This is a genomic window from Streptomyces sp. GL_148, assembly GCF_057834205.1.
In genome coordinates this window covers 5907028-5932539 of record NZ_CM174396.1, presented here as the reverse complement: position 1 = coordinate 5932539, position 25512 = coordinate 5907028, and the positions used below count along the sequence as shown (strand labels likewise).

21 protein-coding genes are annotated in these 25512 nt (G+C 74.3%); 8 read left to right on the top strand and 13 right to left on the bottom strand.

Annotated features, from left to right (window positions below):
* Nucleotides 1–118 precede the first annotated feature (118 nt).
* Both AC3IYI_RS27360 and AC3IYI_RS27355 read right to left on the bottom strand, forming a co-directional pair.
* On the bottom strand, nucleotides 119–1594 hold the full coding sequence (locus AC3IYI_RS27360; protein WP_489406219.1) for a penicillin-binding transpeptidase domain-containing protein: 1476 nt from the start codon (nucleotides 1592–1594) through the stop codon (nucleotides 119–121).
* Entirely contained in the window at nucleotides 1591–2961 is a 1371-nt protein-coding gene (locus AC3IYI_RS27355) for an FtsW/RodA/SpoVE family cell cycle protein (protein ID WP_489406218.1), read from the bottom strand. Before AC3IYI_RS27355 ends, AC3IYI_RS27360 begins: the two co-directional genes overlap by 4 nt.
* 109 nt (nucleotides 2962–3070) lie before the next feature.
* Between AC3IYI_RS27355 and AC3IYI_RS27350 the strand changes: the two genes are divergently transcribed.
* The 3 genes from AC3IYI_RS27350 (at nucleotide 3071) to AC3IYI_RS27340 (ending at nucleotide 5452) form a co-directional block, all read left to right on the top strand.
* Nucleotides 3071–3460 (top strand): DUF6325 family protein, encoded by a 390-nt coding sequence (locus tag AC3IYI_RS27350; protein ID WP_489406217.1) that lies wholly within the window; start codon nucleotides 3071–3073, stop codon nucleotides 3458–3460.
* Nucleotides 3460–3885: an SHOCT domain-containing protein gene (locus AC3IYI_RS27345; RefSeq protein WP_489406216.1), complete on the top strand. Its 426-nt coding sequence runs from the start codon at nucleotides 3460–3462 to the stop codon at nucleotides 3883–3885. Before AC3IYI_RS27350 ends, AC3IYI_RS27345 begins: the two co-directional genes overlap by 1 nt.
* A gap of 310 nt (nucleotides 3886–4195) precedes the next feature.
* Nucleotides 4196–5452, top strand: coding sequence for a C40 family peptidase (locus tag AC3IYI_RS27340; protein ID WP_489406215.1), 1257 nt, complete (start codon nucleotides 4196–4198; stop codon nucleotides 5450–5452).
* Here AC3IYI_RS27340 and AC3IYI_RS27335 read toward each other — a convergent pair.
* Genes AC3IYI_RS27335 through AC3IYI_RS27315 form a run of 5 tightly spaced genes read right to left on the bottom strand, consistent with a single transcriptional unit; the run spans nucleotide 5413 to nucleotide 11281 of the window.
* On the bottom strand, nucleotides 5413–6663 hold the full coding sequence (locus tag AC3IYI_RS27335; protein ID WP_489406214.1) for a styrene monooxygenase/indole monooxygenase family protein: 1251 nt from the start codon (nucleotides 6661–6663) through the stop codon (nucleotides 5413–5415). The genes AC3IYI_RS27340 and AC3IYI_RS27335 overlap by 40 nt on opposite strands.
* Nucleotides 6664–6674: 11 nt before the next feature.
* A complete protein-coding gene (locus AC3IYI_RS27330; RefSeq protein ID WP_489406213.1) occupies nucleotides 6675–7316 on the bottom strand; it encodes a GTP-binding protein in 642 nt (213 codons plus the stop codon).
* The gene (locus AC3IYI_RS27325) at nucleotides 7297–7686 is read right to left on the bottom strand and encodes a DUF742 domain-containing protein (RefSeq protein ID WP_489406212.1); all 390 of its coding nucleotides are present in this window, start codon (nucleotides 7684–7686) and stop codon (nucleotides 7297–7299) included. The genes AC3IYI_RS27330 and AC3IYI_RS27325 overlap by 20 nt, the downstream gene beginning before the upstream one ends.
* Nucleotides 7683–8165 carry a roadblock/LC7 domain-containing protein gene (locus tag AC3IYI_RS27320; protein ID WP_489406211.1) on the bottom strand — a complete coding sequence of 161 codons (483 nt, stop codon included), beginning with the start codon at nucleotides 8163–8165 and terminating at the stop codon, nucleotides 7683–7685. Before AC3IYI_RS27320 ends, AC3IYI_RS27325 begins: the two co-directional genes overlap by 4 nt.
* The gene (locus tag AC3IYI_RS27315; RefSeq protein ID WP_489406210.1) at nucleotides 8162–11281 is read right to left on the bottom strand and encodes a nitrate- and nitrite sensing domain-containing protein; all 3120 of its coding nucleotides are present in this window, start codon (nucleotides 11279–11281) and stop codon (nucleotides 8162–8164) included. The genes AC3IYI_RS27320 and AC3IYI_RS27315 overlap by 4 nt, the downstream gene beginning before the upstream one ends.
* Nucleotides 11282–11697: 416 nt before the next feature.
* On the opposite strand from AC3IYI_RS27315, the gene AC3IYI_RS27310 reads away from it, so the two are divergent.
* On the top strand, nucleotides 11698–12471 hold the full coding sequence (locus tag AC3IYI_RS27310) for a protein phosphatase 2C domain-containing protein (RefSeq protein WP_489406209.1): 774 nt from the start codon (nucleotides 11698–11700) through the stop codon (nucleotides 12469–12471).
* 3 nt (nucleotides 12472–12474) lie between these two features.
* Here the strand turns inward: AC3IYI_RS27310 and AC3IYI_RS27305 are convergent, their stop codons facing one another.
* From AC3IYI_RS27305 to AC3IYI_RS27285, 5 genes are all read right to left on the bottom strand, one after another.
* Nucleotides 12475–12915 carry a MarR family winged helix-turn-helix transcriptional regulator gene (locus AC3IYI_RS27305; RefSeq protein WP_243336175.1) on the bottom strand — a complete coding sequence of 147 codons (441 nt, stop codon included), beginning with the start codon at nucleotides 12913–12915 and terminating at the stop codon, nucleotides 12475–12477.
* A gap of 181 nt (nucleotides 12916–13096) precedes the next feature.
* Nucleotides 13097–15493 carry an endopeptidase La gene (lon, locus tag AC3IYI_RS27300; protein WP_489406208.1) on the bottom strand — a complete coding sequence of 799 codons (2397 nt, stop codon included), beginning with the start codon at nucleotides 15491–15493 and terminating at the stop codon, nucleotides 13097–13099.
* A 218-nt stretch (nucleotides 15494–15711) separates the two neighbouring features.
* Nucleotides 15712–15969, bottom strand: a complete 258-nt coding sequence (locus AC3IYI_RS27295; protein WP_489411685.1) for a DUF4097 family beta strand repeat-containing protein — start codon at nucleotides 15967–15969, stop codon at nucleotides 15712–15714.
* 204 nt (nucleotides 15970–16173) lie between these two features.
* The gene (locus AC3IYI_RS27290) at nucleotides 16174–17043 is read right to left on the bottom strand and encodes a sulfurtransferase (protein ID WP_489406207.1); all 870 of its coding nucleotides are present in this window, start codon (nucleotides 17041–17043) and stop codon (nucleotides 16174–16176) included.
* Between the two features lie 615 nt (nucleotides 17044–17658).
* Complete coding sequence (locus tag AC3IYI_RS27285; RefSeq protein WP_489406206.1) at nucleotides 17659–19149, bottom strand: hypothetical protein; 1491 nt, start codon at nucleotides 19147–19149, stop codon at nucleotides 17659–17661.
* A gap of 185 nt (nucleotides 19150–19334) precedes the next feature.
* Between AC3IYI_RS27285 and AC3IYI_RS27280 the strand changes: the two genes are divergently transcribed.
* Entirely contained in the window at nucleotides 19335–19994 is a 660-nt protein-coding gene (locus tag AC3IYI_RS27280; RefSeq protein WP_489406205.1) for a hypothetical protein, read from the top strand.
* An 88-nt stretch (nucleotides 19995–20082) separates the two neighbouring features.
* Here the strand turns inward: AC3IYI_RS27280 and AC3IYI_RS27275 are convergent, their stop codons facing one another.
* Nucleotides 20083–20772, bottom strand: coding sequence for a TetR/AcrR family transcriptional regulator (locus AC3IYI_RS27275; protein ID WP_489406204.1), 690 nt, complete (start codon nucleotides 20770–20772; stop codon nucleotides 20083–20085).
* A gap of 555 nt (nucleotides 20773–21327) precedes the next feature.
* Between AC3IYI_RS27275 and AC3IYI_RS27270 the strand changes: the two genes are divergently transcribed.
* The 3 genes from AC3IYI_RS27270 to AC3IYI_RS27260 all read left to right on the top strand — a co-directional run bounded on the left by AC3IYI_RS27270 (nucleotide 21328) and on the right by AC3IYI_RS27260 (nucleotide 25284).
* On the top strand, nucleotides 21328–23109 hold the full coding sequence (locus AC3IYI_RS27270) for a glycoside hydrolase family 3 protein (RefSeq protein ID WP_489406203.1): 1782 nt from the start codon (nucleotides 21328–21330) through the stop codon (nucleotides 23107–23109).
* 340 nt (nucleotides 23110–23449) lie between these two features.
* On the top strand, nucleotides 23450–24193 hold the full coding sequence (locus AC3IYI_RS27265) for a response regulator transcription factor (protein ID WP_243336164.1): 744 nt from the start codon (nucleotides 23450–23452) through the stop codon (nucleotides 24191–24193).
* 35 nt (nucleotides 24194–24228) lie between these two features.
* Entirely contained in the window at nucleotides 24229–25284 is a 1056-nt protein-coding gene (locus tag AC3IYI_RS27260) for a HAMP domain-containing sensor histidine kinase (protein WP_489411684.1), read from the top strand.
* Nucleotides 25285–25512: the final 228 nt, after the last annotated feature.

The window sequence follows — 25512 nt, the reverse complement described above, 5'->3', positions numbered from 1 at the left end:
AGGCAGCGGGGGCCGATGGGCCCGAGGCGGCCCCCGCCCCGGGGGCCGGGGGCCGGGGCGGAGCTCCGGGGAACGGGGAAGGGTGGGTAGGGGACAGCCCGCGCAGCCGCACCTCCGCTCAGGGGGCGGACCGCGCGGGCGTGGACAGGGCGGCTTCCATCACCGCGCGGGCGATCGGCGCGGCCGCGCCGTTGCCGCTGATGTCCCCGCGGACGGCCGACGCGTCCTCGACGACCACCGCGACCGCCACGGCCGGCGGCCGGCCGCCCGGGGGCCCCGCCCAGGAGATGAACCAGGCGTACGGGGTGCCCGCGTTGCCGACGCCGTGCTGGGCCGTGCCGGTCTTGCCGCCGACCACGGCGCCGGGGATCGCCGCGTTGCGGCCGGTGCCGTTCTCCACCACCTTCACCATCAGCTCCTGCATCCGCATCGCGGTCAGCGGGGTCATGGCCCGGCCGAGGCTGTGCTGGTCGGCACGGCGGACCGGGTCGCCGTCGTCCTGGGTCGTGCGGTCCACCAGGTAGGGGGCCTTGAGCTCCCCGCCGTTGGCGACGGCCGCCGCCACCATCGCCATCTGCAGCGGGGTGGCCTTGGTGTTGAACTGCCCGATCGAGGACAGGGCCAGCTGGTCGGGGCTCATGTCGGTGTCGAAGTTCGACCGCGACACCCAGGCCGGTACGCGCAGCCCCGCGTCGTTGAAGCCGAACCGCCGCGCCGCTTCCGTCATCCCGCGCAGCCCGACGCGTACGCCGATCTTCGCCATCACCGTGTTGCACGACCACTGGATCGCGTCCGCCATCGAGGCGTCCGCACACCCCGTGCCCGCGTTCGGCAGCAGGGTGCTGGTGCCGGGCAACGGGTACGGGTCCGGGGTCTCGGTCGGCGCGTCCACGTCGGTGACCACGCCCGCGTCCAGGGCGGCGGCCGCCGTCACGATCTTGAAGGTGGAGCCGGGCGGGTACGTCTCGCGCAGCGCGCGGTTGAGCATCGGCTTGGCGGGGTCCGCGTTGAGCTTCTCCCAGGCCTCCTTGACCCGCGGCCCGGTGCCGGAGAGCACCGCGGGGTCGTAGGAGGGGCTGCTGACCAGCGCCAGGATCTTGCCGGTGGCCGGCTCCACGGCCGCGACCGCGCCCCGCTTGCCCGCGAGCCCGGCGTACGCGGCCAGCTGCATGTTCGCCCGGATGGTGGTGGCGGCGTCGCCGCCGCCCGGGCGGCCGCGCGAGAGCTCGTACCAGAGCGGGAAGGCGGAGAGCCCGGGGTCGGTGCCGGAGAGGACCGGGTCCTCGGCGCGTTCCAGGAAGCTGGTGCCGTAGGTCTGGGAGGCGAAACCGGTGACGGGCGCGTAGAGCGGGCCGTTCTTGTACGTGCGCTCGTAGCGCAGCAGTTGGCGGCTGTCCCGGGAGCCGGTGACGGGACGGCCGTCGACGGTGATGTCCCCGCGCGGTTCGGCGTACCGCTCGATGGCGGGGCGTTTGTTGGCCGGGTTCGCGCCGTAGCCCGCGGCCTCCCAGACCTGCACGCGGCCGACGTTGACCAGCAGGGCGACGAGCAGCAGGGCGCAGAAGTACGCGCACCAGCGGATGTAGCGGATCACGCTTCGGCCTCCTCGGCCGGTCCGGGCCTGCGGGCGCTGTCACTGAGCCGGACCAGGAGGGCGACGATGATCCAGTTGGTGACCACGGAGGAGCCGCCCTGCGCGAGGAAGGGCATGGCCATGCCGGTCAGCGGGATCAGGCCGGTGACGCCGCCGGTGATGACGAAGACCTGGAGCGCGACGATCGAGGCGAGTCCGGTGGCGAGGAGCCGCCCGAAGGGGTCGCGCAGCGCCAGCCCGGCGCGGAATCCGCGGGCGACGAGGAGCCCGTAGAGGAGCAGGATCGCGGTGAGGCCGACGAGGCCGAGCTCCTCCCCCGCGGTGGCGAGGATGAAGTCCGATTTGGCGGCGAACCCGATGAGGAAGGACTGGCCGTGGCCGAGCCCGGCGCCGAGCAGTCCACCGGCCCCGAAGGCGAAGAGGGACTGGGCGAGCTGACCGGGGCCGTCGCCGCGCTCGATGGAGGCGAAAGGATTCAGCCAGTCGTCCACGCGGCTGTGCACGTGCGGCTCGAACGTCCCGACGGCGTACGCGCCCACGGCCGCGAGCAGCAGCCCGATGGCGATCCAGCCGATCCGGCCGGTGGCCGTGAACAGCATGATCACGAAGAGTCCGAAGAAGAGCAGCGAGGTCCCGAGGTCGCGCTCCAGGACGAGCACGCCGACGGAGAGCAGCCAGATGGCCAGGATCGGGCCGAGCACCCGGCCGGGCAGCAGCCTCAGCTTCCAGAAGAGGGTGCGGCCGGTGAGGGCCAGGGCGGTGCGGTTCGCCGCGAGGTAGGAGGCGAAGAAGACGGCGAGCAGGATCTTGGCGAACTCCCCCGGCTGGAAGGAGAGCCCGGCGAACCGGATCCAGATGTGCGCGCCGTTCACGGCCGGGAAGAAGACGGGCACCAGCATCAGCACGAGCGCCGCGGCGACGGACAGGTACGCGTACTTCTGCAGCACCCGGTGGTCGCGCAGCAGCGCGACGGCGAGCACGAAGAGCACCATCCCGAGGGCGGACCAGCGCAGTTGCTCACCGGCGGTGGCGTTGTTCGGGGTGGTCACGTCGAGGCGCTGGATGAGGACGAGGCCGAGGCCGTTGAGCAGGACGGCGATCGGGAGCAGCAGCGGATCGGCGTACGGGGCGAACAGGCGGACGGCGAGGTGGGCGACGAGCGCGGCCACGGCGAGGCCGGCGGCGTAGTGGGCGGCGGGCGCGGGGATGTGGCCGGTGGTGGCGAGCCCCACGTAGAGGTGGCCGAGGACGGCGATCAGGACGGCGCCGAAGAGCAGCGACAGCTCGACTCCACGACGCTTGGGCGCACGGGCGTCGGGTGGCGGTGGCGGGGCGGGTTCCGTCACCTTCGCCGTCAGAGCGGTCATACGGGGAAACGTAGCAAGGAGCCGGGCCGTATGTCCGCTTATGTCATAGTGTGCCGAAGAGTCGTCAGAACTGGTCGGAAGCGAAGTAGCGAATCAGGAGTCTCCTCTGATGGGACCTGCGGAGTTCATCGTCCTCGCCTTTCCGGAAGAACAGCTGCGGGTCGCGGCGGTCGAGGCGGTGATGGGGCTGCGCAAGGCCGGGGTCGTGCGGCTGATCGACGGGCTGGTGGCCACGAAGACCGCGTCCGGCACGGTGCTGTCGGTGGAGTTCGACGAGTTCGTCGAACTCCGGGGCCTGCTCGCCCACCGGGAGGCGGCCCCGCTGATCGGCCCGGAGGACGTCAGGGAGTCGGCCGAACTGATGGACCGCGGCAGCTGCGCGCTCCTCCTGGTCGTCGAACACGTCTGGGCCGAGGATGCCGCCATTGCCGTCCGCGCGGCGGGCGGCCGGATCGCGGGAGCGGTCCGCCTCCCGGCCGACCGGCTGGGAGTGGCCTGATGTTCATCCGCCCCATCGGCTCCGTGGTGAACCCCTCCCAGCGCCCCTCGGGCCACCCGCTGCTCCGCGGCATCCTGGCGCGCGGGGCCTACGTCTGGGACGCGTCCCAGCACCCGGCGGCCACGGCGGCGCAGCCGGAGCCGGAGCCGGAGCCGCAGGGCGGCGCGGCCCCGGCACCGGGCCGGGCACCGAGCCTGCAGCCCGGCCCGGCCCCCTCGCCCCTGGCGGCCCCGGTGGCCCCCTCCGCCCCCCGGGAGCCCGCGGCCGGCCGCCCGGCTCCGCACCCCGGCCCCGGGGCTCCGGGACCCGTCTCCCCCGGGGCCGACCTGACCGACCGCCTGACCCAACTGGCCGCCCTGGCCCGCGAAGGCCTGCTCACCCCGGAGGAGTTCTCGGCGGCCAAGGCCCGCCTGCTGGCCGGCTGACCCGGGCCGGCCGGCCCATCGGCCCCCGTGCGCCCGACGCCCCGTCGGCCCGTAAGCCCGTGAGCCCGACGCCCCGTGGACCCGACGCCGCGTCGGCCCGTAGGCCCCGTCGGCCCGCCGAAGCGGCCCGGTCGGCGTGGCCCGGTCGGCCCGGTTCCCTCACCCCGTACTTGGCCGAAGGCGCCTCGCGCGTGTCATCGGGTCCGGCCGGCGGGCGTACGCCGACCGGGTGAGCGGCGCGGCTCGACCGCCCCGGCTGGGCGATTTGTCATACCGGGCATGGCAGCATCGGCCGCCTGGAGGTGACCCCATGCCACGTCGACGCACACGTCGGCTGCTTCGCGCCGCGTGCCTAGCCGCCGCCCTCGTCGCGGCCGGCCCGCTCCCCGTCGCCCACGCCGAGCACGCCGAGCCCGCCGCACCCGCAGTCCCGGGAGCGCCCGAAGCGCCCGAAACACCCACGGCACCGGAGGCGCCCGAAGCGCCCGAGGCGCCGGCCGCCCCCGCCGCCGAACCCGTCGGCGTCCTCCTCACCCGTCTGCAAGGCCTCTACCAGCGCGCCGAGCAGGCCACCGAGGCCTACAACGCCGCTGAGACCGCCCTCACCGCCCGGCAGCGCGAGGAGAACCGGCTCAGCACCGAGCTCGGCCAGGCCCGTACCGCCGTCACCGACGCCCAGGCCACCACGGGCCGGCTGGCGCGCGAACAGTACAAGGGGGCCCGCGGGTTCTCCCCGTACGCCCGGATGCTGTTCGCCGGGGACCCCCAAGGGGCCCTGGACCAGCGCCGGGTCGCCGAGCGCGAGGGTGCCCGGCGGGCCGCCGCGCTGGAGCGGCTCACCCGGGGCGAGAAGCAGGCCGACACCCTCGCCACCGCCGCCCGCAAGGCCCTGGACTCCGAGCAGAAGCTCGCCGCCGAGACCAAGCAGCGCAAGGAGGAGGCCGCCACCCAGCTGGGGGAGGTCGAGCGGATGCTCGCCTCGCTCAGCCCCGCCCAGCTCACCGAGCTGGGCACGCGCGAAGCCGAGGACACCGCGGCCGCGCAGCGGGAGCTGATCGGTTCGGGGAAGCTGGGCAGCGGCGGCGCGCCCCGGCTCCGCACCCCCACGGCGGCCGGCGGCACGGCCCTCACGTACGCGACCGCCCAGATCGGGAAGCCGTACGTCTGGGGCGCCGAGGGGCCGGCCTCCTTCGACTGTTCCGGACTGACCTCGCAGGCCTGGGCGCACGCGGGCCGCGAGATCCCCCGGACCAGTCAGGAGCAGTGGGCCCGGCTGCCCAGGGTGCCGCTCGACGAACTGCGCCCCGGCGACCTGGTGGTGTACTTCCCGACCGCCACCCACGTGGCCCTCTACGTCGGCGACGGCAAGGTCATCCAGGCGCCCCGGCCGGGCGCGAAGGTGAAGGTCTCGCCGATCGCCGCGAATCCGCTGCTCGGCGCGGTACGGCCGGACCCCGACGGGGCGCCGCTGGCCGCCTTCAGCCCGCCGCCGCTGCCCGAGGGCGCGACGGCGGGAGACGACACGGGTTACGCGGAGGCCGAGGCGCCCGCGACGTCCGCCAGGTAGTCCGCCGCGTCCTCGGGGTCGTAGAAGTACGCGTCGAAGTCGGCCGGGTTGTCGAAGCCGTTGGCGAAGCGGTCCGCCACCGGCTGGAGCTGCCCGGCCGCGCCGATCAGGTTCAGCACGTGCTCCGGCGGGACGCCGAGCATGGCGTTCGTCCACTGGGTGGTGGGCTTGCCGCTGGTGAACCAGTACTTGTCGAAGGTCGCCTTCATCCACGCCTCGTCGAACGGGTTGTCCCCGTGCATGAGGATCGAGGAGAGGTACGAGGCCGCGCACTTGGCGGCGGAGTTCGAACCCTGCCCGGTGATCGGGTCGTTGGCGACGACCACGTCCGCCACGCCCAGCACCAGCCCGCCGCCGGGCAGCCGGCCGACGGGGTTGCGCACGACGGGGGCGTACCGCCCGGCGAGCGTGGCGCCCGCGTCCGTCAGCTCCACCTTGGTCGCCCGCGCGTACTCCCAGGGAACGAACTTTTCCATCAGGTCCAGCGTCAGCGCGAGGTGGTCCGCCGGGTCCTTCACGCCGCCGAAGGCATCCACCGGTCCGCCCGGGATCCCCTCCCAGAACAGGATGTCGGCCCGCCCGGAGGTGGTGAGCGTCGGGATCACGAACAGCTCGCCGACGCCCGGGACCAGGTTGCAGCGCACGGCGTCCGTCTCCGGGTGCTCGGGGCGCGGAGCCAGCCCGTCCACGTACGACACGGCGAGCGCGCGCTGCGGGGCGTCGTACGGGGAGCGGGCCGCGTCCCGGCCGAACAGCGAGACCAGCTCGCCCTTGCCGGCCGCGACCAGCACCAGGTCGTACGTACGGGAGAAGAAGTCCAGGTCGGAGACGGACGCGCCGTGGATGACCAGCTGGCCGCCGCGCTGCGCGAAGGTGTCGAGCCAGCCGGCCATCTTCACGCGCTGGTCGACGGACTGGGCGAAGCCCTTCAGCTTGCCGAGCCAGTCGATGGCGCGGCTGCCGTCGGGGGCGGAGACCGAGACGCCCAGGCCCTCGATCTTCGGCGCCTGCTGCTCCCAGAAGTTCAGCTGCAGGTCCCGCTCGTGCTGGAGCGCCGTGTCGAACATGCACTGGGTGGACATCACCCGACCGGTGCGGATCTCGTCCGCCGTCCGGTTGGACATGAGGGTGACCTCGTACCCCTTCGCCTGGAGTCCGAGGGCGAGCTGGAGACCGGACTGGCCGGCGCCGACGACGAGTATCTTGCGCATGTGCACGCTCTCTATTCGGGGGTCGAGTCGAGGGCGTGGCCCACGAGGGTCATCAGGGATTCCAGGACCGTGACCCGGCGTCGCGCGTCCATGATCACGACGGGTACGCGCGCCGGTATGGTCAGCGCCTCCCGCACGTCGTCCGGTGCGTACGAAGGCGTGCCCTCGAAGTGGTTGACGGCCACGGCGTACGGCAGCCCGCAGCTCTCGAAGTAATCGAGCGCGGGGAAGCAGTCGCGCAGCCGTCGCGTGTCCGCGAGGACGATCCCGCCGACGGCGCCGCGCACCAGGTCGTCCCACATGAACCAGAAGCGTTCCTGGCCGGGGGTCCCGTACACGTACAGGACGAGGTCGTCGTCGAGCGTGACGCGGCCGAAGTCCATGGCGACGGTGGTGGTGTGCTTGTCCGGGGTCGCGGACAGGTCGTCGGTCGGAGCGGCGGCCTCGGTCATCACCGCCTCGGTGCGCAGCGGCCGGATCTCGGAGACGGAACCGACGAACGTGGTCTTGCCCACCCCGAAACCGCCCGCCACCAGCACCTTCACGGCGACGGGCGCGCGCGAGCGGTCGTACTGCCAGGGCTGTACGGGCTCGTCCGGATCGGCGTCCGGGTTCGCGGAGAAGAGGCCGGTTTCAGAGACGGCGGAGCCCACTGAGCACCCTTTCGAGCAGAGCGCGGTCGGGACGGCCGCTGCCGTGGCCGGTCCCGTAGACACGGATCCTGCCCTGGTCGGCGAGGTCGCTGACCAGGACGCGGACCACGCCGAGCGGCAGCTTCAGCAGTGCGGCGATCTCGGCGATCGTCCGCATGCGGCGGCAGATCTCGACGATCGCAGGCATCTCCGGCATCCGGTCGGGCTTGCGCGGCACGGACACCTTGGTGTCGAGGGCCGCGACGAAGGTCTCGACGTGCAGGATCTGCGTGAAGCGGGTGCGGCCGCCCGTAAGGGAGTACGGGCGTACGCGGGCGGGACGGCGGTCGGCGCCGCGTATCGGCAGCCGGTCGGAGGCCGGGCTCCTCACGAGGTGTTCTCCATCGACTGGCGCAGCTCACTGCGGACTTCGGGGGTCAGGACGTGGCCGGCGCGGCCCACGAACAAGGCCATGTGGTACGCGACGACGCTCATGTCGCAGTCGGGCGTGGCGTGCACGCCGAGGAGCGAGCCGTCGCTGATGGACATGACGAACACGGAACCGTGCTCCATGGCCACCATCGTCTGCTTGACCGAGCCGCCGTCCATCAGCGCGGCGGCGCCCGTGGTGAGCGAGCCGAGGCCGGAGACGATGGTCGCGAGATCGGCGGACGCGCCGCGGGGGCCGCGGGGGCGGGCTGGTGTGTCGGGCGTGTCGGGTGCGACCGGATCGGAGGACAGCAGGAGGAGCCCGTCCGAGGACACGACGGCCACCGAGTTGACCCCGGGGACCTCCTCGACGAGGTCGGTCAGCAGCCACTGAAGGTTGCGTGCCTGGGTGCTCAGTCCGTACGTACTGGACGCGTTCATGTGCGTGCCTCCTGTGCGGTGTCCCCCCGGTCGGTCTGCCCCTGATCCTGCGGCGGGTCCTGCGGCGGGTCCTGCCGGGCGTCCTGCGCGAGCTCGGCCTCCACGACGCGGCGCCCGTCCTGGGCACCCCGGTAGAACCCGCCGAGCCGGCGGCGCAGCTCGTCGGCGTCCACCCGGCCCGGCGCCGGTCGCACCTCGTCCTGGCGCCCGGCGGCGACCACGCGGGGGCTCCGCTTGGGGAGCCCCTTGTCGGTGAGGACTTCCTCGGGCTCGGTCGCCTTCGCCGCCCGGGCGTCGGCGGGCGCGTCGGCCTGCGGCGGTACGCGGAACACCTGGTCGGCGGATACGTCCGCGAGCGCCTCCGCGGGTGCCTCCGCGGGGGCCTGGGCCTGCGGCCGTACGCGGAACACCTGGTCGGCGGGCACCTCGACCGGCGCCGGGACCCGGAACACCTGCTCCGTGGGCGGCAGCTGCCCGGCCGGAGGTGCGAACGCAGCCGGTGCGGCCTGCGGGGCCACCCGGGCGGGCGGCTCCGCGGCAGCGGCCCGCGCGGTCTCGTGCGAGGGCTCCGGCTCGGGGAAGGAGGCGGGGTCCGGGGCCGGGGTCACGGCCGGCGCCGCAGCCGCGGCCGCGGCTTCGGAGGAGGCCGGGGCCGGGGCCTGGGCCGGCTCCGCCGCGAACTCCGGCTCCAGGCCGGACTCGGAGGCAGGCTCCGCCGACGGCTCAGGCTTCAGACCGGGCTCCGGGGCGGGCTCCGCCGAAGACTCCGGCTCCGAGGCGGACTCCGGGGCAAGCTCCGGCTCCAGGCCGGACGCAAGGGCGTGCTCCGCCGAAGACTCCGGCTCCAGGCCGGGCTCCGCCGAAAGGTCCGGGGCCGGGTAGGGCTCCGGGGACGCCTCGAGGGCGGGCTCCGGCAGGGCCGGGGACGCCGGGGTCTCGGGCGCGGGGGCGGCAGGGCCCCGTACGCGCGAGGGGAGGGTGTTCTCGTTGGCCTCGGCGACCACTCCGGGCAGGTGCAGCGCGGGTGCGCCCGGTGCGCCCAGGGTGTGGACCGGCGAAGCCGGCGGGGTGGCGGGCAGCAGCGCCGCCGGTACGACGACCAGGGCCTCCGTACCGCCGCGCCGCTGGGTGCGCAGCTCGGCGCTGACCCCGTGCCGGGCCGCGAGCCGCCCGGCCACGTACAGGCCGAGGCCGAGGCCGTGTTCCGACTCGGGCTCCTCGTCGTACGCGTCCGGGGTGGCGAGCCGCTCGTTCAGCGTGGCCAGCCGGTCCCCGGTGATCCCGATGCCCTCGTCGATGACGGACAGCACCACGTCGCCGGAGTCCAGCAGCCATCCGGACACCTTCACCTTGGCGTCCGGCGGCGAGAAGGTCGTCGCGTTCTCCAGCAGCTCGGCCAGTACGTGCGAGACGTCGTCGGCGGCGTGTCCGGCGACCTGCGTGTACGAGGGCAGCACCCCGAGGTCGACGCGCTCGTAGCGCTCGATCTCGCTGACCGCCGCCCGCATGACGTCGACCAGCGGCACCGCCGCGCCCTGCCCGTGGCCGTGTTCCTGGCCGGCGAGGACGAGCAGGTTCTCGTTGTGGCGGCGCATCACGGTCGCCAGGTGGTCCAGCTTGAAGAGGGTGGAGAGGCGGTCCGGATCCGGCTCCTCGGACTCCAGCTCCTCGATGACGGCGAGCTGGCGCTCGACGAGCCCCAGGGTCCGCAGGGACAGCGAGACGGACGTGGTCGACATGATGCGGCGATGCTCTTCCAGCCCGGCCCGCAGCTGCGCGAGCTCTGCCTCCAGCGCCTCCCGGCCGGCCGAGAGCGCCTCGTTGCGGCCGATGAGACGGCGGCGGTCGGCGTCGAGTCCGGCGATCCGGGTGTGCAGGGAGACCGTCTGGTCGCGCACCGCGTTGAGGTGGCGCACCACCTCGGCGAACTCGTCGTTGCGGCCCGTGAACCGGACCGGTTCCACCGAGCCCTCCGGCGTCGCCAGCCGCGCCGCGCCGCGCCGCAGGACCGACAGCGGGCGGGTCAGGGAGCGGGCGATGGCGGTGGAGATGCCGAGGGTGACGAGGAACAGCACGCCGAGGAGGGCGAGCGTGACCTCCAGCGCGGTCACGTCGTCGTCGCGCAGGGCGGCGAGCGCGGTGGCCCGCTGGCCGGCGAGGGTGGCCTCGACCGAGCGCATCCGGTCGACGCGGGCGGTGAGGGCCGGTCCGACGGTGCCCGGATCGAGCTTGCGGTCGGCGGCCGAGAGGGCCGGCCGGTCGGTGAGCCGCTTGAGGTAGTCGTCGGCCGTCTTGACCTCGGGTCCGGTGACGGTGGCGGCGAGGCTCTGGCGTACGTCGGGCCGCGCGGCCCGCGCGAAGTCGTCGAGCGCGCCCTGCTCCCGTACGCGCGCCCGCTGCGCGGCGGCGGCGAGTTCGTCCACGTAGGCGGAGCCCGGCTGCCGCTCGCCGCCGGGCACGGACAGCGCTGCGAGCAGCAGTCCGCGGGTGGCGGAGGCCTGCTCCACGGCCTGGCCGAGGGGGCCCAGCGGACGGGTGGTGACGAGGGCGTCCGCGGCGCGCGGCGGGGTCAGCTCGGCGAGCCGGATGCCCGGCGCGAGGAGTTCGGCGATGACGCCGGAGTAGGCCTGGTGGGCGGTGAGGGCGCTGTCCTTGCCCTCGATGGACTCGGTGCGGACGGCGCCGACCCGGCCGAGGGCCCGGGCGAGTTCCTCGTCGGCGTCGGCCTGGACCTCGGCGAGCTGGCGGTCGGTGCCCGCGGCGCGTTCCTGGACCACGGCGGCCTGCCTGCCCCGGACGCCGCCGGGCCGGCCCTTGGCCACGTACGCGGTGACCGCGTCGCGCTCGTCTCCGAGCAGGTGGGCGAGGGTGAGGGTCTGCCGGCTCCGGTCGGCGAGGGTGACCAGGTCCTGGGAGTCCTTCAGGTCCGCGGAGGCGGACAGGACGGCGGGCGCCCCGGCCGCGAGGACGGCGAGCCCGGCCACGGCGACCCCGATGACCAGCCTGCGGCGCACGCGGACGCGGCGCCCTGCGGGAGCGGTCGGGGCGACCGGGCCGCCGTCGGGTGCGGTGCCGTTCGCGACGGTGCCGTTCTTCCGCGGCCGCTTCTTCTGCACCGGTGCTCGCAATCCTGTTTACGTGTGCTGCTCGTGCTTGTTGCCTGTGGGAGCCGGGGTGACGGCCGGTCACCGCAAACGGTCGCCCGCCTCCGTTGTACCGCCGCGCCGTACCGCCGCACCGCTTCAGACCCTCGCAGTGAGTTGGGAAGAGGGCCGTACATCGCCCGCCCGGCCACACGAAGGAGTGAACAGCACGGAAGAGGGGGCGACCAACTCGGCGATCGGCTGTCAGAGCCCCGCCGTGGACGGGTGGTTGAAAGATCGATGCGGCTTTTGGCAGGATGCCCGCCCACATGACGAGGGTCACCCCGCCGACCCCGGGAGTCCCTTCGCGCCCCACCCGTCCCGCTTTGGTCCGGACCTTCCCCGGCTCTTCCCGGCCCTACGGAGCCCCGCGCGGGCAGAATGTCCGTATGCGCATCGATCTCTCCTCAGCCCCCGGCAACCCGGAACGCCCCAACGAGGACTGGCTGTCGGCCTCGATCCCCGCCTCGGGCGGCGGCGTCCTGGTCGCCCTCGACGGGGTCACCCCGCCTCCGGGCGAGGTCGGATGCGTGCACGGGGTGCCGTGGTTCGCGGCCCGGCTGGGCGGCCGATTGACCGAACTGTCCGTATCGCGCCGGGACATGCCTCTCGACCGGGTCCTGGCGGCGGCCATCCGCGTCACCGCGGACGCCCATCGCGACACGTGTGACCTTTCTCACGTCCGGACGCCGCAGGCGACGGTGGTCGTGGTCCGCTGGGACGAGTCCCGCGTCGAACACCTGGTGCTCTCGGATTCCGTACTCCTCCTCCAGGCGCCCGGCGGCGAGGTGCGCGCGGTCCTCGACGACCGGCTGGACCGGATCCCGCGCGAGCGGTTGCGTACGGAGGCCTCCACCGACGCGCTGCGCAACGCGGAGGGTGGCTTCTTCACCGCTGCCGCGGACCCGGAGGTGGCGGCCCGGGCGGTGACCGGGCTGACGCCGCGCGCGCAGGTGCGGGCGGTGGCGGCGCTCACGGACGGGGCCAGCCGGTGGACGGACACGTTCGGGGAGGGCGACTGGACCGCATGCCTGGCCGTGCTGCGCAAGGAGGGCGCGCAGTCCCTGATCGACCGGGTGCGCACGCTGGAATCGGACCCGGACCGGGCGCACCGCCGCGGCAAGCGCCACGACGACGCGTCGGCGGCGTACGCGGAGCTGTAGGGGCTACTCCCCGCCCGCGTTCAACTGGTTCAGGAGTCGCGCCAGTTCCGCCACTTCTCCGCGGTCCCAGTCCGCGAGCTTGCGCATGTACTGCTCGCGCCGGGCGCCCCGGACGCGCAGGAAGCGTTCCCGGCCCTCCTCGGTGAGCCCGACCAGGAAGGCCCGCCCGTCCGCCGGGTCCGGCTCGCGGGCCAGCAGGCCCAGCACCTCCAGGGCCCGCAGCTGCCGGCTCATCGTGGCCTTGCCGACCCCGAAGTACGCGGCGAGCTCGGTCGCCCGCTGCCGCCCGGCGGCTTCCAGCCGTACGAGGAGCCCGTACGCGGCCGGTTCCAGCTCCGGGTGCAGCTCGCGCGCCATCTCCCCGGAGGAGGCGCGGGCCCGTCGGAGGAAGACGGACAGCTCCCGCTCCAGGGCAAGGAACTCCTGGTCTTCGGTCCCGTGCAAGGCCCGCTCCTTCGCTGGTGTGTGGCCCACCAGTATTTCGCAGCGGGTACGCCGGGGACCCGGGGCCCCGCCGGAGCGGGGAACCCCGGGCCCTTGGCCACCCGGCCGGATGTCCGGCGGCCCGGATCAGACCGCGGCGGCCAGGACCAGGCCGCGGCTCGGATCAGGCCCGCGGTCCGGATCAGGCCACGGCGGCCACCGGGACCGTGTCCGCGGCCAGGGCCAGCTCCAGGACCTGGCGTACATCCGTCACCGGGTGCACCGACAGCCCTGCCAGCACCTCGGCCGGAACGTCGTCCAGGTCGGCCTCGTTCCGCTTCGGGATGATGACGGTGGTCAGCCCGGCCCGGTGTGCGGCCAGCAGCTTCTGCTTGACCCCGCCGATCGGCAGCACCCGCCCGGTCAGCGAGACCTCGCCGGTCATGGCCACGTCCGTGCGGACCTGCCGGCCCGACAGCAGCGAGGCCAGCGCCGTCGTCATCGTGATGCCCGCGCTCGGACCGTCCTTGGGCACCGCGCCCGCCGGGAAGTGGATGTGCACCCCCCGGTCCTTCAGGTCGGCGACGGGGAGTTCCAGCTCGGCGCCGTGCGAGCGCAGGAAGCTGAGCGCGATCTGCGCCGACTCCTTCATCACGTCTCCGAGCTGGCCCGTCAGCGTGAGCCCGGCCGCGCCCGTCTCGGGGTCGGCCAGCGAGGCTTCGACGAACAGGACGTCACCGCCCGCCCCGGTCACGGCGAGGCCGGTGGCCACGCCCGGTACCGCGGTGCGCCGCTCGGCCGGGTCCTGCGCGGACTCCGGTACGTGGTGCGGCCGCCCGATGAGCGCCCGCAGGTCGCCGGCGCCGATCCGCAGCGGGAGCTCCCGCTCCCCCAGCTCGTGCTGGGAGGCCACCTTGCGCAGCAGCCGCGCGAGGGAACGCTCCAGGGTGCGCACGCCCGCCTCCCGGGTGTACTCCCCCGCCAGCTTGCGCAGCGCGTCCTCCTCCAGGACCACTTCCTCCGCGGCCAGGCCGGCGCGCTCCAACTGCCGGGGCAGCAGGTGGTCGCGGGCGATGACGACCTTCTCGTCCTCGGTGTAGCCGTCGAGGCGGACCAGTTCCATACGGTCGGCGAGGGCCTCGGGGATGGCCTCCAGCACGTTCGCGGTGGCGAGGAACACGACGTCGCTCAGGTCCAGTTCCACCTCCAGGTAGTGGTCGCGGAAGGTGTGGTTCTGGGCGGGGTCGAGGACTTCGAGCAGTGCCGCCGCCGGGTCGCCCCGGAAGTCGGAGCCGACCTTGTCGATCTCGTCGAGCAGGACGACCGGGTTCATCGACCCGGCTTCCTTGATCGCCCGTACGATCCGGCCGGGCAGCGCGCCCACGTACGTACGCCGGTGTCCGCGGATCTCGGCCTCGTCGCGGACTCCGCCGAGGGCCACGCGGACGAACTTGCGCCCCATGGCGTGGGCCACGGACTCCCCGAGGGAGGTCTTTCCGACGCCCGGAGGGCCTACGAGCGCCAGCACGGCCCCGCCCCTGCGCCCGCCGACGACGCCCATCCCGCGCTCGGAGCGGCGCTTGCGCACCGCCAGGTACTCGGTGATCCGGTCCTTCACGTCGCTCAGCCCTGCGTGCTCCGCGTCCAGGACGGCGCGGGCTCCGCGGATGTCGTACTCGTCCTCGGTCCGCTCGTTCCAGGGCAGTTCGAGCACCGTGTCCAGCCAGGTGCGGATCCAGGACCCCTCCGGGGACTGGTCGCTGGAACGCTCCAGCTTGTCGACCTCCTTGAGGGCGGCTTCCCGTACCTTCTCGGGCAGGTCGGCGGCCTCGACCCGGGCCCGGTAGTCGTCGGACTCCTCGCCGTCCTTCTCCCCGCTCAGCTCGCGCAGTTCCTTGCGCACGGCGTCGAGCTGCCGCTTCAGCAGGAACTCGCGCTGGACCTTGTCGACGCCGTCCTGGACGTCCTTGGCGATGGACTCGGCCACGTCCTGCTCGGCGAGGTGGTCGCTGAGGGCCTTGACCGCGAGGCGCAGCCGGGCGACGGGGTCGGCCGTCTCCAGCAGCTCCACCTTCTGCTCGACGGTCAGGAACGGGGAGTAGCCGGAGTTGTCCGCGAGGGCCCCGACCCCCTCGATCTGCTGCACCCGGTCCACGACCTGCCAGGCGCCGCGCTTCTTGAGCCAGCTCGTGGCGAGCGCCTTGTACTCCTTGACGAGCTCGGTGACGGCCCCGGGCAGCGGATCCGGGACGGCCTCGTCCACGGTCTCGCCCTCGACCCAGAGGGCGGCCCCCGGCCCGGTCGTGCCGGCCCCGATACGGACCCGGCCGCGCCCCCTGATCAGCGCCCCGGGGTCCCCGTCGGACAGCCGCCCCACCTGCTCGACGGTCCCGAGCACCCCGGTGCCGGCGTACTTCCCGTCGATCCGGGGCACGAGCAGCACCTTCGGCTTGTCCCCCGCGGCGGCGGCCTGAGCGGCCTCGACGGCACCGCGCACTTCTGCATCGGACAGGTCCAGCGGAACGACCATCCCAGGCAGCACGACCTCGTCATCGAGCGGCAGCACGGGCAGGGTGAGCGTTACGGACGTCGAAGCCATGATCTTCCCTCCGGCAGTGAAGTTGAGCTATGCCGACTCAATGCATGTGCGCGCCCCAATGTTCCCCAACACCCGTTCGCCGGGGGCGAACAGGGGCGGGAACATCTCAGCCGGGCCACGGCATCGGCGGAAATGCCCAGGTCACCACGGGTGAAGGCGAGTTCGGGGCGGGGCTGCGCTCCTCGCGTGTACGGAGAGGGTGTGGGCGTCGCCGGGGCTCAGGCCGCCAAGATGACGATGTCGCCCGACGAGGTCCGTACGGCGAGGCGGGCGGTCACGGACGGGTCCGCGGGGACGGTGATCTCCCGCTCGCCGGAGGTGGTGGAGACGTCGAGGGCGTACGGGGCCCGCGCCGCGGGAACCTTCACCCTGGCATCGCCCGAGCTGGTTTCCACGGCGACCGAGGCCGGCGCCTTCGCGAAGGCCAGGCGGACGTCGCCGGAGGCGGAGCGGGCGTCCGCGCCCGTCCCGGACAGCTGCCCGGCGGTGATCGAGCCCGAGGACGTACGGACCGTCGAGGGCTGCGGCGGTGTGCGTGGCGGTGACGGTGGCCTTGGTGCCGCGCTGCGTTGTCATGCCGTCGATCGTGCCCGTGCGGGGGCCCGGGGGCATGGGGCCGGTGCCCGGATCCGGGGTGGTGCCAACCCCCGGACGGGCGGCGGGATGTGGGCGGGGCCGGGCTAACTCCCCTGTACGACCGGCCGGTCCGGGGAGGGCATGCCCCACTCGCTCCAGGAGCCGTCGTACACGGCGAGGTGCTCGTACCCGGCGAGCTCCGCGCCGAGCGCGAGCACGCAGGCGGTAACCCCTGATCCGCAGCTGAAGTACAGCCGCTCCCGCTCGCCCGCCGCCGCCCCGAAGGCGGTACGGAGTTCGGCGGCGGGGCGCATCAGGCCGTCGGGGCGCTGCAGTTCGCCGAAGGGGAGGCTGGCCGCGCCCGGCATGTGGCCCCCGCGCAGGCCGGGTCGGGGTTCGGGCGCGGTGCCGGAGAAGCGTTCGCGGGTCCGGGCGTCGAGCACCGCGGCGGCCGGATCGGCCAGGGCCGCCGAGACGGTGGCCGCGTCCACCAGCAGCCCGGCGCGGGGCCTGGCCGTGAAGGAGCCGCGCGGGCCCTCGTAGCCCGGCCGGCGCTCCTCCACCGGCCGCCCGGCGGCGGTCCACGCGGGCAGCCCGCCGTCGAGGACGGCGACCCGGTCGAAGCCCATGCTGCGCAGCATCCACCAGGCGCGGGCGCTGGAGTAGATCCCGGCGCCGTCGTACGCGACGACCGTGCTGCTGTCGTCCACGCCGAGGACGCGCATCGCCTCGGCGAAGGCGGCGGGGCCGGGCATGGCGTGCGGGGCGGCGGCGGTGTGGTCGGACAGCGCGCCGTCGAGGTCGAAGGGACGGGCCCCCGGAATCCGCCGGCCCGTCTCGCGGTGCGCCCCGACGGAGGCGTCGAAGACGACGAGTCCGGGTATACCGAGACGCTCCGCGAGCCAGTCCCCACCGACGAGCGGACCGGGCGGCACGAGGGAGTGGCGGTGGGGGTGTTGGCGGGCTGCGTCCATATGGCACCTCCGGCAGAAGTCGGCGGGCCCCGGCAAGGTCGGCGGCCCGCCGCCCATCCTCCCCCCTGCGCCTCCGCCTCCCACGAACGCATCCGCCTCCGGGGCGCATTGCCCCCGGCGGGCCGGCCTCCGGGCGCGGCGCGACCGGTCGCCCTAGCGGGCGGCCGGACCCGTGAGCGGACCGGCCGGCCCGCCCACGAGGTCGGCGGCCCGCCCGGGGAGCACGCACGTGAGGAGCAGGCGTCGGGCCCTTCGTGCACGTGAAAGGCGGGGCCGGGCCACCTCCAGCCCCGCCGGCGCTTGAGGCGCGGGGTCCGGGGCGGAGCCCCAGGTCTCTCGGATCCGGGGCGGAGCCCCAGGTCTCTCGGATCCGGGGCGGAGCCCCAGGTCTCTCGGGTCCGGGGCGGCCCGGGGAACGGCGGAAGGGAGGGTAGGGGACCCTGTGCAGCGGCTCCGGGGGCCTGCCGACCCGGGTCGGCCCCGCGCAGCGGTACCAGGGGCGCGCGCCGGGCGGCCGGGGCACCGGACCGGAGGCGTGCGCGACCGGTCGGCGCGGGTACTCCCGGGAGCAGACGGGTGGGCAGTCCATGAGCGAGGCCGCGGCCCCGCCGGGAGCTACGGGCAGTCACCCGCCCGGGCGAAGAGCGCCACGCGCGCCCCCCGCACGTCCGTCACGGAGCACAGGTCGAAGGAGGAGACCAGCGTCTGGCGCTTCACCGCCTCGGCCGGGTAGCCGTCCAGCGGCTGCCCCACCGGGTCGAGCAGGGCGACCACCCGGTCGACGGCCGGGTCCAGCAACGCCGCCCGGATCTCCTCCGGAGTCCGCTCCACGCCCTGGAGGCTCCGCGAAGCCGCCGGGGTGCGGGACAGGGCGAGGTCGCGCAGGGACCCGTAGGTCTGCGGTGAGGACAACAGCCATGCGCGCCGCCGCGAGGGGAGGAACAGCACCGCGTCGCCCGGGCGCGCGACGTCGCCGACGGCCGCCGCGACGGCCCGCGCGTCGTCCTTGCGGCTCTCGGGGGTACGCAGCCACGCGGACCAGAACCCGACGGGGACCAGCAGGACCCCGACCAGCGGCCACACCCACCAGCCCCGCGCCGTGGCGAGCCGCGCCCCCGCGAGGAGGGCGAGGCCGGCGAGGGCGTAGAGGACGTACCGGTCCACGTACCAGGGGTGCACCAGCGAGATCACGAGCAACAGCCCGGGCGGCAGCAGGGCCAGCGGCAGGGCTACCCGTACGAGTTCCCGCGCGGCTCCCCGGGCCAGGAGCAGCGACGCGGCCGCGAGGACCCCGTACGCCGCCCAGTCCTGCCAGCTCGGCCGCCCGAGCCAGCCCAGCTGCTGCTGCGCCTGCCGCGCGCTGACCAGGGCGAGCGGCAGCAGCGCGGCCACCACGGCCCCGGCGGCGAGCCTCCAGCCGCGCGAGCGCCAGGCGGCGAACGCGTGCGCGGGCAGCGCCAGTACGGCGAACTCGTGCAGCCAGCACCCCAGCGCCAGCACCACGGCGTAGCCGACCCAGCGCTCGCGCAGCATCAGGTACGTGGCCCAGACGACGGCCGCGGCGACGAACGCGTACGAGCGCCCCTCCTGCGCGTACATCTGCACGGGCGGCAACACCGCGTACCCGACCCCGGCCAACAACGCGACCCGGCCGGGGCGGTCGGGCCGGCCGGGTCGATCGAGGCGATCGAGGCGATCGGACTGGTCGAGGCGGTCGAACCAGTCGGGCCGGTCGGCGCGGTCCGGGCCGCCGACCCGGTCGGAGTGGTCGGAGGCGTCGGGCCGGACCGGGCCGCCGGCCTGCCCGGATCCGCCGGGCACGCCAGGCCCGCGCCCCCCGCCCCCATCCCCGACGGGCAGTGCGTCCGTCAGGTGGTGGGCCACCGCGGCCACGCCGGATGCGGCGAGGGCGGTGGCGGCCACCGAGGGGAGGCGCAGGGCCCAGAGGCCGGAGTCGGGGGCGGCGCCGTCGCCCGTCACCGTGAAGACGGCGTGCATCAGCAGGTAGTAGAGGCCGTGTACGGCGTCGACCTGGCCGAGCAGTTCCCAGAGTTCCCCGAGCGGCCGGTGCGCGACCTGCCACGTGACGGACTCGTCGCGCCACATGGAGCCGCCCCGCGAGAGGCCCCAGAGGCCGAGTGCGAGGGCGGTGAGCGGCGGCAGCCAGCGCCAAGGGGCGAAGCGGCGGATGTCGGCCTCCGGGTGCTATCCGTGCGGGTGGTGCTGACTCCATACTCGGGGTTCGAGCCGGATACCTGCGGGGGTGGGGCGTGCGAGCACGTGGTGGGCGAGTGGGCTGGGCGACGGCGGCCGTGGCGCTGGCCGTGGTGGCGGCCTTGGGCGGGTGCTCCTCCGGCGGGTCGAAGGACGGAGCCTCACCGACACCGAACGCGAGCACGGGCACCGGCACCGGCACGAGCACGGGCCCCGGCACCGGCTCCGCGACGAGCGCCCCGTCCGGGACGGCGACGGACGCCCCGGGGACGCCGTCCCCCGGTCAGAGCGCCGGTCAGAGTCCGGGCCCGGGCACCGGTACGACCGGTCCCGCCCCGCAGCCCGCGCCCAGTACCTCCGCTCCCGCCCCCGCACCCAGCGCCTCGACGCCCGCCGGCGGCGAGACCCTCCTCGCGGTCACCCGCAGCGGCGGCATCACGGGAAAGACCAGCACCTTGATCATCAAGGGTGACGGATCGTTCCTCCGGCTCAACGCGAAGGCCGAGACGGTCGACCCCGACAAGCTCTCGGCGGCCGCCCTCACCCAACTGCGCGCCGCGCTCCAGAAGGCGGACTTCCCCCGCCTGCCGCGGATCTCGTTCCCCGACCAGCCGGCCGTCGACGCGTTCACGTACGCCTTCCGGCACGGCGGCTACGAGGTCGCCGCCGCCCAGACCACGCTGCCGCGCCCCCTGGAAGGGGTCCTGAGCGCGCTGCCGCCCTTCGAGCCGCGCTGAAGAGATCAGGCCGGCCACAGCGACCGCGGCGACCGCGGCGAACACAGCAAGCCGGCCGAGCGAGCCGGGCACCGCCCCCGCCGCCCCGTCACAGCCCCGTCCCCGCCACCGTGATCTCCCGCAGCCGCCGGTCCAGGTACCCGCGCAGCAGGACCGCCATGTCCACGCCCTCCGGGTCCAGTACCCACTGGATCTGGAACCCGTCCATCACCGCGATGGTCTCGCGGCCGACGGCCTCGCAATCCGTGTCCGGCCTCACCTCGCCGCGCGCCACCCCCGCCCGGAGCAGGCCGACGCTGTAGCCGAGGACCCGGTCGTAGCGCTCCCGGAAGTAGGCGTGCGCGGGGTGGCCCGGGTTCCCGGACTCGCCGACCAGCGTGTTGTACATGCGTACGAGACCGGGCCGGCGGGCGTTGTCCTCGGCGAGGGCGACCACCGCGGCGAAGTGCACGGCGACCGAGGGGACCTCCTCGGCCGGCCCACTGAAGAGCCGCTCGACGTCGTGCTGCTCGCTCTGCGCCAGGACGGACAGCAGCAGGTCCTCCTTGCCGCGGAAGTGGTGCAGCAGGCCGCCCTGGGTGATCCCGCAGTCGTTGGCGATCCGGGCGAGCGAGGAGGCGTGGAAGCCCCACTGCGCGAAGTGCTCGACGGCGGTGTCGAGGATCTTCTGACGGCGGGCGTCGCCCACCGCGTAGCCGCCCCGGGCGGCAACCGCCTTGGGGCCCGCAGCCTTGGGGACCGCCGCCTTGGGGACCGTTCGGCCCCTGTCCTGTGCCATGCGGACCACCCTAAGCCCGACCGTTTTCGGCCATCCCGATGGAGTGATCCAGCTCACTGCACGAAAACCTAGTGGGTGCACGGTTTTCGCCCCTACGGTGAATCCGCCCGGTCGGTGACGAGGCCGACGCGGAGACGTTGGAGCCCCCATGCCGCTCACGCAGGACCCCGGAAGCGCACTCGACGCCCCCGGCCGACCCGATCCGGCCACGCCGGCCACGGCCGCGGCCACCGCCCCGGCCGCCCTCCCGGCCCACGCTCCTCCCCCGCCTTCGGCGCAGGGGGCGACTACGGCGCGCCCCTCCTCGTCGGCGGCATCGCGCCAACCGTCGGCGCCGCCCTGGTCCAGCTGATCAGCCCGGTCGAACGACGGCCCGCCCGGCCGGGCCCGCAGGCGCCCACGCACCCGGCCCCGACCAGCCTCCGGCCACCGCCCCCCGCGACCGCCTCCACGTCCGCGTCCGTCCCCGCCCCCGCCCCGGCCCCGGCCCCCGCGGCCTCCCTCCCGCACGCTCCCACGCCCGCCCCCGCGCCCGACCTCCTCAGGAGCCCTGCCATGAACGCCACCCCGACGCCCCCGGCCACCCCCGCCCTCCCGTACCGGGACGCCTCCCTCACCGTCGACCAGCGCGTCGAGGACCTGCTCTCCCGCATGACCCTGGAGGAGAAGGCCGGCCAGCTCTTCCACTCGATGCTGATGATGAACCCGGACGGCACCCCGGTCACCGAGACCGACGGCTCGATCCTCCCGTTCACCACCCCCGAGCTGATCGAGGGCCGCTCCCTCACCCACTTCAACCTCCTCGGCAGCTACGGCGCCCGCGAGATGGCGATATGGCAGAACGCCGTCCAGGAGATGGCCGCCGGCACCCGCCTCGGCATCCCGGTGACCCTGTCCACCGATCCCCGGCACTCCTTCACCGACAACGTCGGCGCCTCCTTCAACGCCGGCGCCTTCTCCGCCTGGCCCGAGGCCATCGGCCTCGCCGCGATCGGGGACCCGGAGCTGGTCTTCGAGTTCGCCGACATCATGCGGCGCGAGTACCTCTCCGTCGGCTTCCGCGTCGCCCTGCACCCGCAGATCGACCTGGCCACGGAGCCGCGCTGGGCCCGCCAGTCGGGCACCTTCGGCTCGGACGCGAAGCTGACGGGCGAGCTCGTCCAGGCCTACGTACGGGGCCTGCAGGGCGAGACGCTCGGCGCGGCCTCGGTCTCCGCGATGGTCAAGCACTTCCCCGGCGGCGGCCCGCAGATGGACGGCGAGGACCCGCACTTCGCACACGGCAAGGAGCAGGTCTACCCGGGCGGGATGCGCGAGCACCACCTGGAGCCGTTCAAGGCGGCCATCGCGGCCGGCTGCTCGCAGATGATGCCGTACTACGGCCAGCCCATCGGCACCGACTGGGAAGAGGTCGGCTTCGGCTTCAACAAGGGCGTCGTCACCGGCCTGCTCCGCGAGGAGCTCGGCTTCCAGGGCATCGTGTGCACCGACTGGGGCCTGCTCACCGAGTCGACGATCTTCGGCGAGCCGCACCCGGCCCGCGCCTGGGGCCTGGAGCACCTGAGCGTCACCGAGCGGGCGGCCCGCGCGCTGGAGGCGGGCTCGGACCAGTTCGGCGGCGAGCAGTGCCCCGCGGTCATCGTGGAGATGGTCCGCTCGGGCCGGGTCCCCGAGGCCCGGATCGACGCGTCCGTACGCCGGCTGCTGCGCGAGAAGTTCGTCCTCGGCCTCTTCGAGAACCCGTACGTGGACCCGGACGCGGCGGCCGAGACCGTCGGCCGCGCCGACTTCACGGCGGCGGGCGCGGCGGCCCAGCGGCGCTCCCTGACGGTGCTCACCAACACCGGGCGGACCCTGCCGGTCTCCGGCCGCCCGAAGCTGTACGTCAAGGACGTGGACGCGGACGTCGCGGCGGCCTACGGGGACGTCGTGTCCGACCCGGCCGAGGCGGACCTGGCGGTGCTGCGGCTGCGCACGCCGCACGAGCCCCGCACGAACATCTTCGAGTCCTTCTTCCACTCGGGTTCGCTGGCCTTCCCCGAGCCGGAGCTCACCGAGATCCTGTCCCTGCTGGACGCCGTCCCGACCCTGGTCTGCATCAATCTGGAGCGGGCCGCGGTGATCCCCGAGATCGCGGAGCGGGCGGCTGCCCTGATCGCGGACTACGGCGCGTCCGACGCCGCCCTCCTGGACGTGGCCTTCGGCCGGGCGGCCGCCGAGGGGCGCCTCCCCTTCGAGCTCCCGCGCTCGATGGCGGCCGTGGCCGCCTCCCGGCCCGATGTCCCGAACGACACCGCCGACCCGGTGTTCGCGCACGGCCACGGCCTGGCCCTGTAGCGCCGTAGCCCTTCTGCCCCGCGGGGCGGATTCCCCTACCCGCCCTTCCCCCGTTCCCAGGGCTCCGCCCTGACCCGCCAGGCCCCGGGCTCCGCCCGAGCCCCCGGGGCTCCGCCCCAGACCCCGCGCCTCAAACGCCGGCGAGGCTGGATTTCCCAGCCCGCCGGCGTTCTCGTGCGGGCAGACGGCGGACAAAAGGCAGCCCCTCCCGCGTTTGAGGCGCGGGCGGCCGGGAACAGTGGCGCCGTGCAGCAGGCCCGCATGCGGAACCCGTCATAGCCGGACGCCGGAGGCTCCTCTACGCTGCACCCCTACCACGCGGGATCTTCAGGGGCGGGAAATGGAACAGACACACACCACCACCCACAACGGCGCCGCGGCCACCCCCGGCGCGCAGCGCCGGGTACTCGTCGTCGAGGACGACCGCACCATCGCGGAGGCCATCGCGGCCCGGCTGCGCGCCGAGGGCTTCCAGGTCCAGACGGCCTCGGACGGGCCGGCGGCCGTCGCCGCGGCCGAGAGCTGGCTGCCGGAGCTGCTGGTCCTCGACGTCATGCTGCCGGGCTTCGACGGCCTGGAGGTCTGCCGCCGGGTCCAGGCGCAGCGGCCCGTTCCGGTGCTCATGCTCACCGCCCGGGACGACGAGACCGACATGCTCGTCGGCCTCGGGGTCGGCGCCGACGACTACATGACGAAGCCCTTCTCGATGCGCGAGCTGGCCGCGCGGGTCCACGTACTGCTGCGGCGGGTGGAGCGGGCCACGCTGGCCGCGCACGCCCCGCGCGGGGCCACCCTGCGGCTGGGCGATCTGGAGATCGACCACGCGCAGCGACGGGTCCGGGTGCACACCGAGGACGTGCACCTGACGCCGACGGAGTTCGACCTGCTGGTGTGCCTGGCCGGGACCCCGCGGGCGGTGCTCTCGCGGGAGCAGCTCCTCGCCGAGGTGTGGGACTGGGCCGACGCGTCCGGGACCCGTACGGTCGACAGCCACATCAAGGCGCTGCGCCGGAAGATCGGCGCCGAGCGGATCCGTACGGTCCACGGCGTCGGGTACGCCCTGGAGACCCCGGCGCAGCCGTGAGCGGCTACCGGCCGCCGGGGCAGCGGCCGCCCGGGGTGCTGCGGCCGTTCTCCCCGTTCTCGATCAAGACCAAGCTGGGCACGCTCGTGGTGGTGTCGGTCTTCATCACCACGGGTCTGCTGATGGTGGCCCTGCGCACGGCCACCGAGGTGCGCTTCATCACGGTGTTCTCGGTGATCGCCTCGATGCTGATCACCCAGTTCGTGGCGCACAGCCTGACGGCGCCGCTGGACGACATGACCACCGTGGCCCGGGCGATATCCCACGGGGACTACACGCGCCGGGTGCGCGGGGCGGGCCGCCGCGACGAGCTGGGCGACCTGGCCTCCACCATCAATCTGATGGCGGACGACCTGGAGGCGGTGGACCGGCACCGCAAGGAGCTCGTCGCCAACGTCTCGCACGAGCTGCGCACCCCGATCGCGGCCCTGCGGGCGGTACTGGAGAACGTGGTGGACGGCGTCTCCGCCGCCGATCCGGAGACCATGCGCACGGCCCTGAAGCAGACCGAGCGGCTCGGCCGGCTGGTGGAGACCCTGCTGGACCTCTCCCGCGTCGACAACGGGGTGGTGCCGCTGCGGGCCCGCCGCTTCGAGGTGTGGCCGTACCTGTCGGGGGTGCTGAAGGAGTCGGGCCTGGCGGCGGCCGGCCGGCCGGGGCTGTCCTCCGGATCGGGCGGGCACACCCGCAACGACGTCCACCTCCACCTGGACGTGTCCCCGCCGGACCTGACGGCGTACGCGGACGCCGAGCGGCTGCACCAGGTGGTGGCGAACCTGATCGACAACGCGGTCAAGCACAGCCCCCCGCACGGCCGGGTCACCGTGCACGCCCGGGCGGGCGACGCGCCCGGGGGCCTGGTGCTCGAAGTACGGGACGAAGGTCCCGGGATACCGGAGGCGGAGCGCCACCGGGTCTTCGAGCGGTTCAACCGGGGCAGCGCGAGGGGCGGCGACGGGGGCACGGGCCTGGGCCTGGCCATCGCCCGCTGGGCGGTCGGCCTGCACGGGGGGCACATCGGAGTGGCCGAATCGTCACGGGGGTGCCGCATCCTCGTCACGCTTCCGGGCAGCTCGCAGGCGCCGGGTTGACGTAGGGTTCGAGTGGGAAGGACATGATCTCGGCCACATGGGCCGGGGTCCGTCAGGGGTGCGAAGCCAAGGGGGCCGCAACCGCGGTGCCTCCTGCCCGAACCACGCTTGTTTCCCGCCATTCCAGGTGGTGAAACCCGCCGTTCGATGTGACCTACGCGACGTAAGTCCCGCCCGGTCTGCATCACAGGGCCCGGGAGGCGTAGCCTTTATTCCCGCTGTCCATAC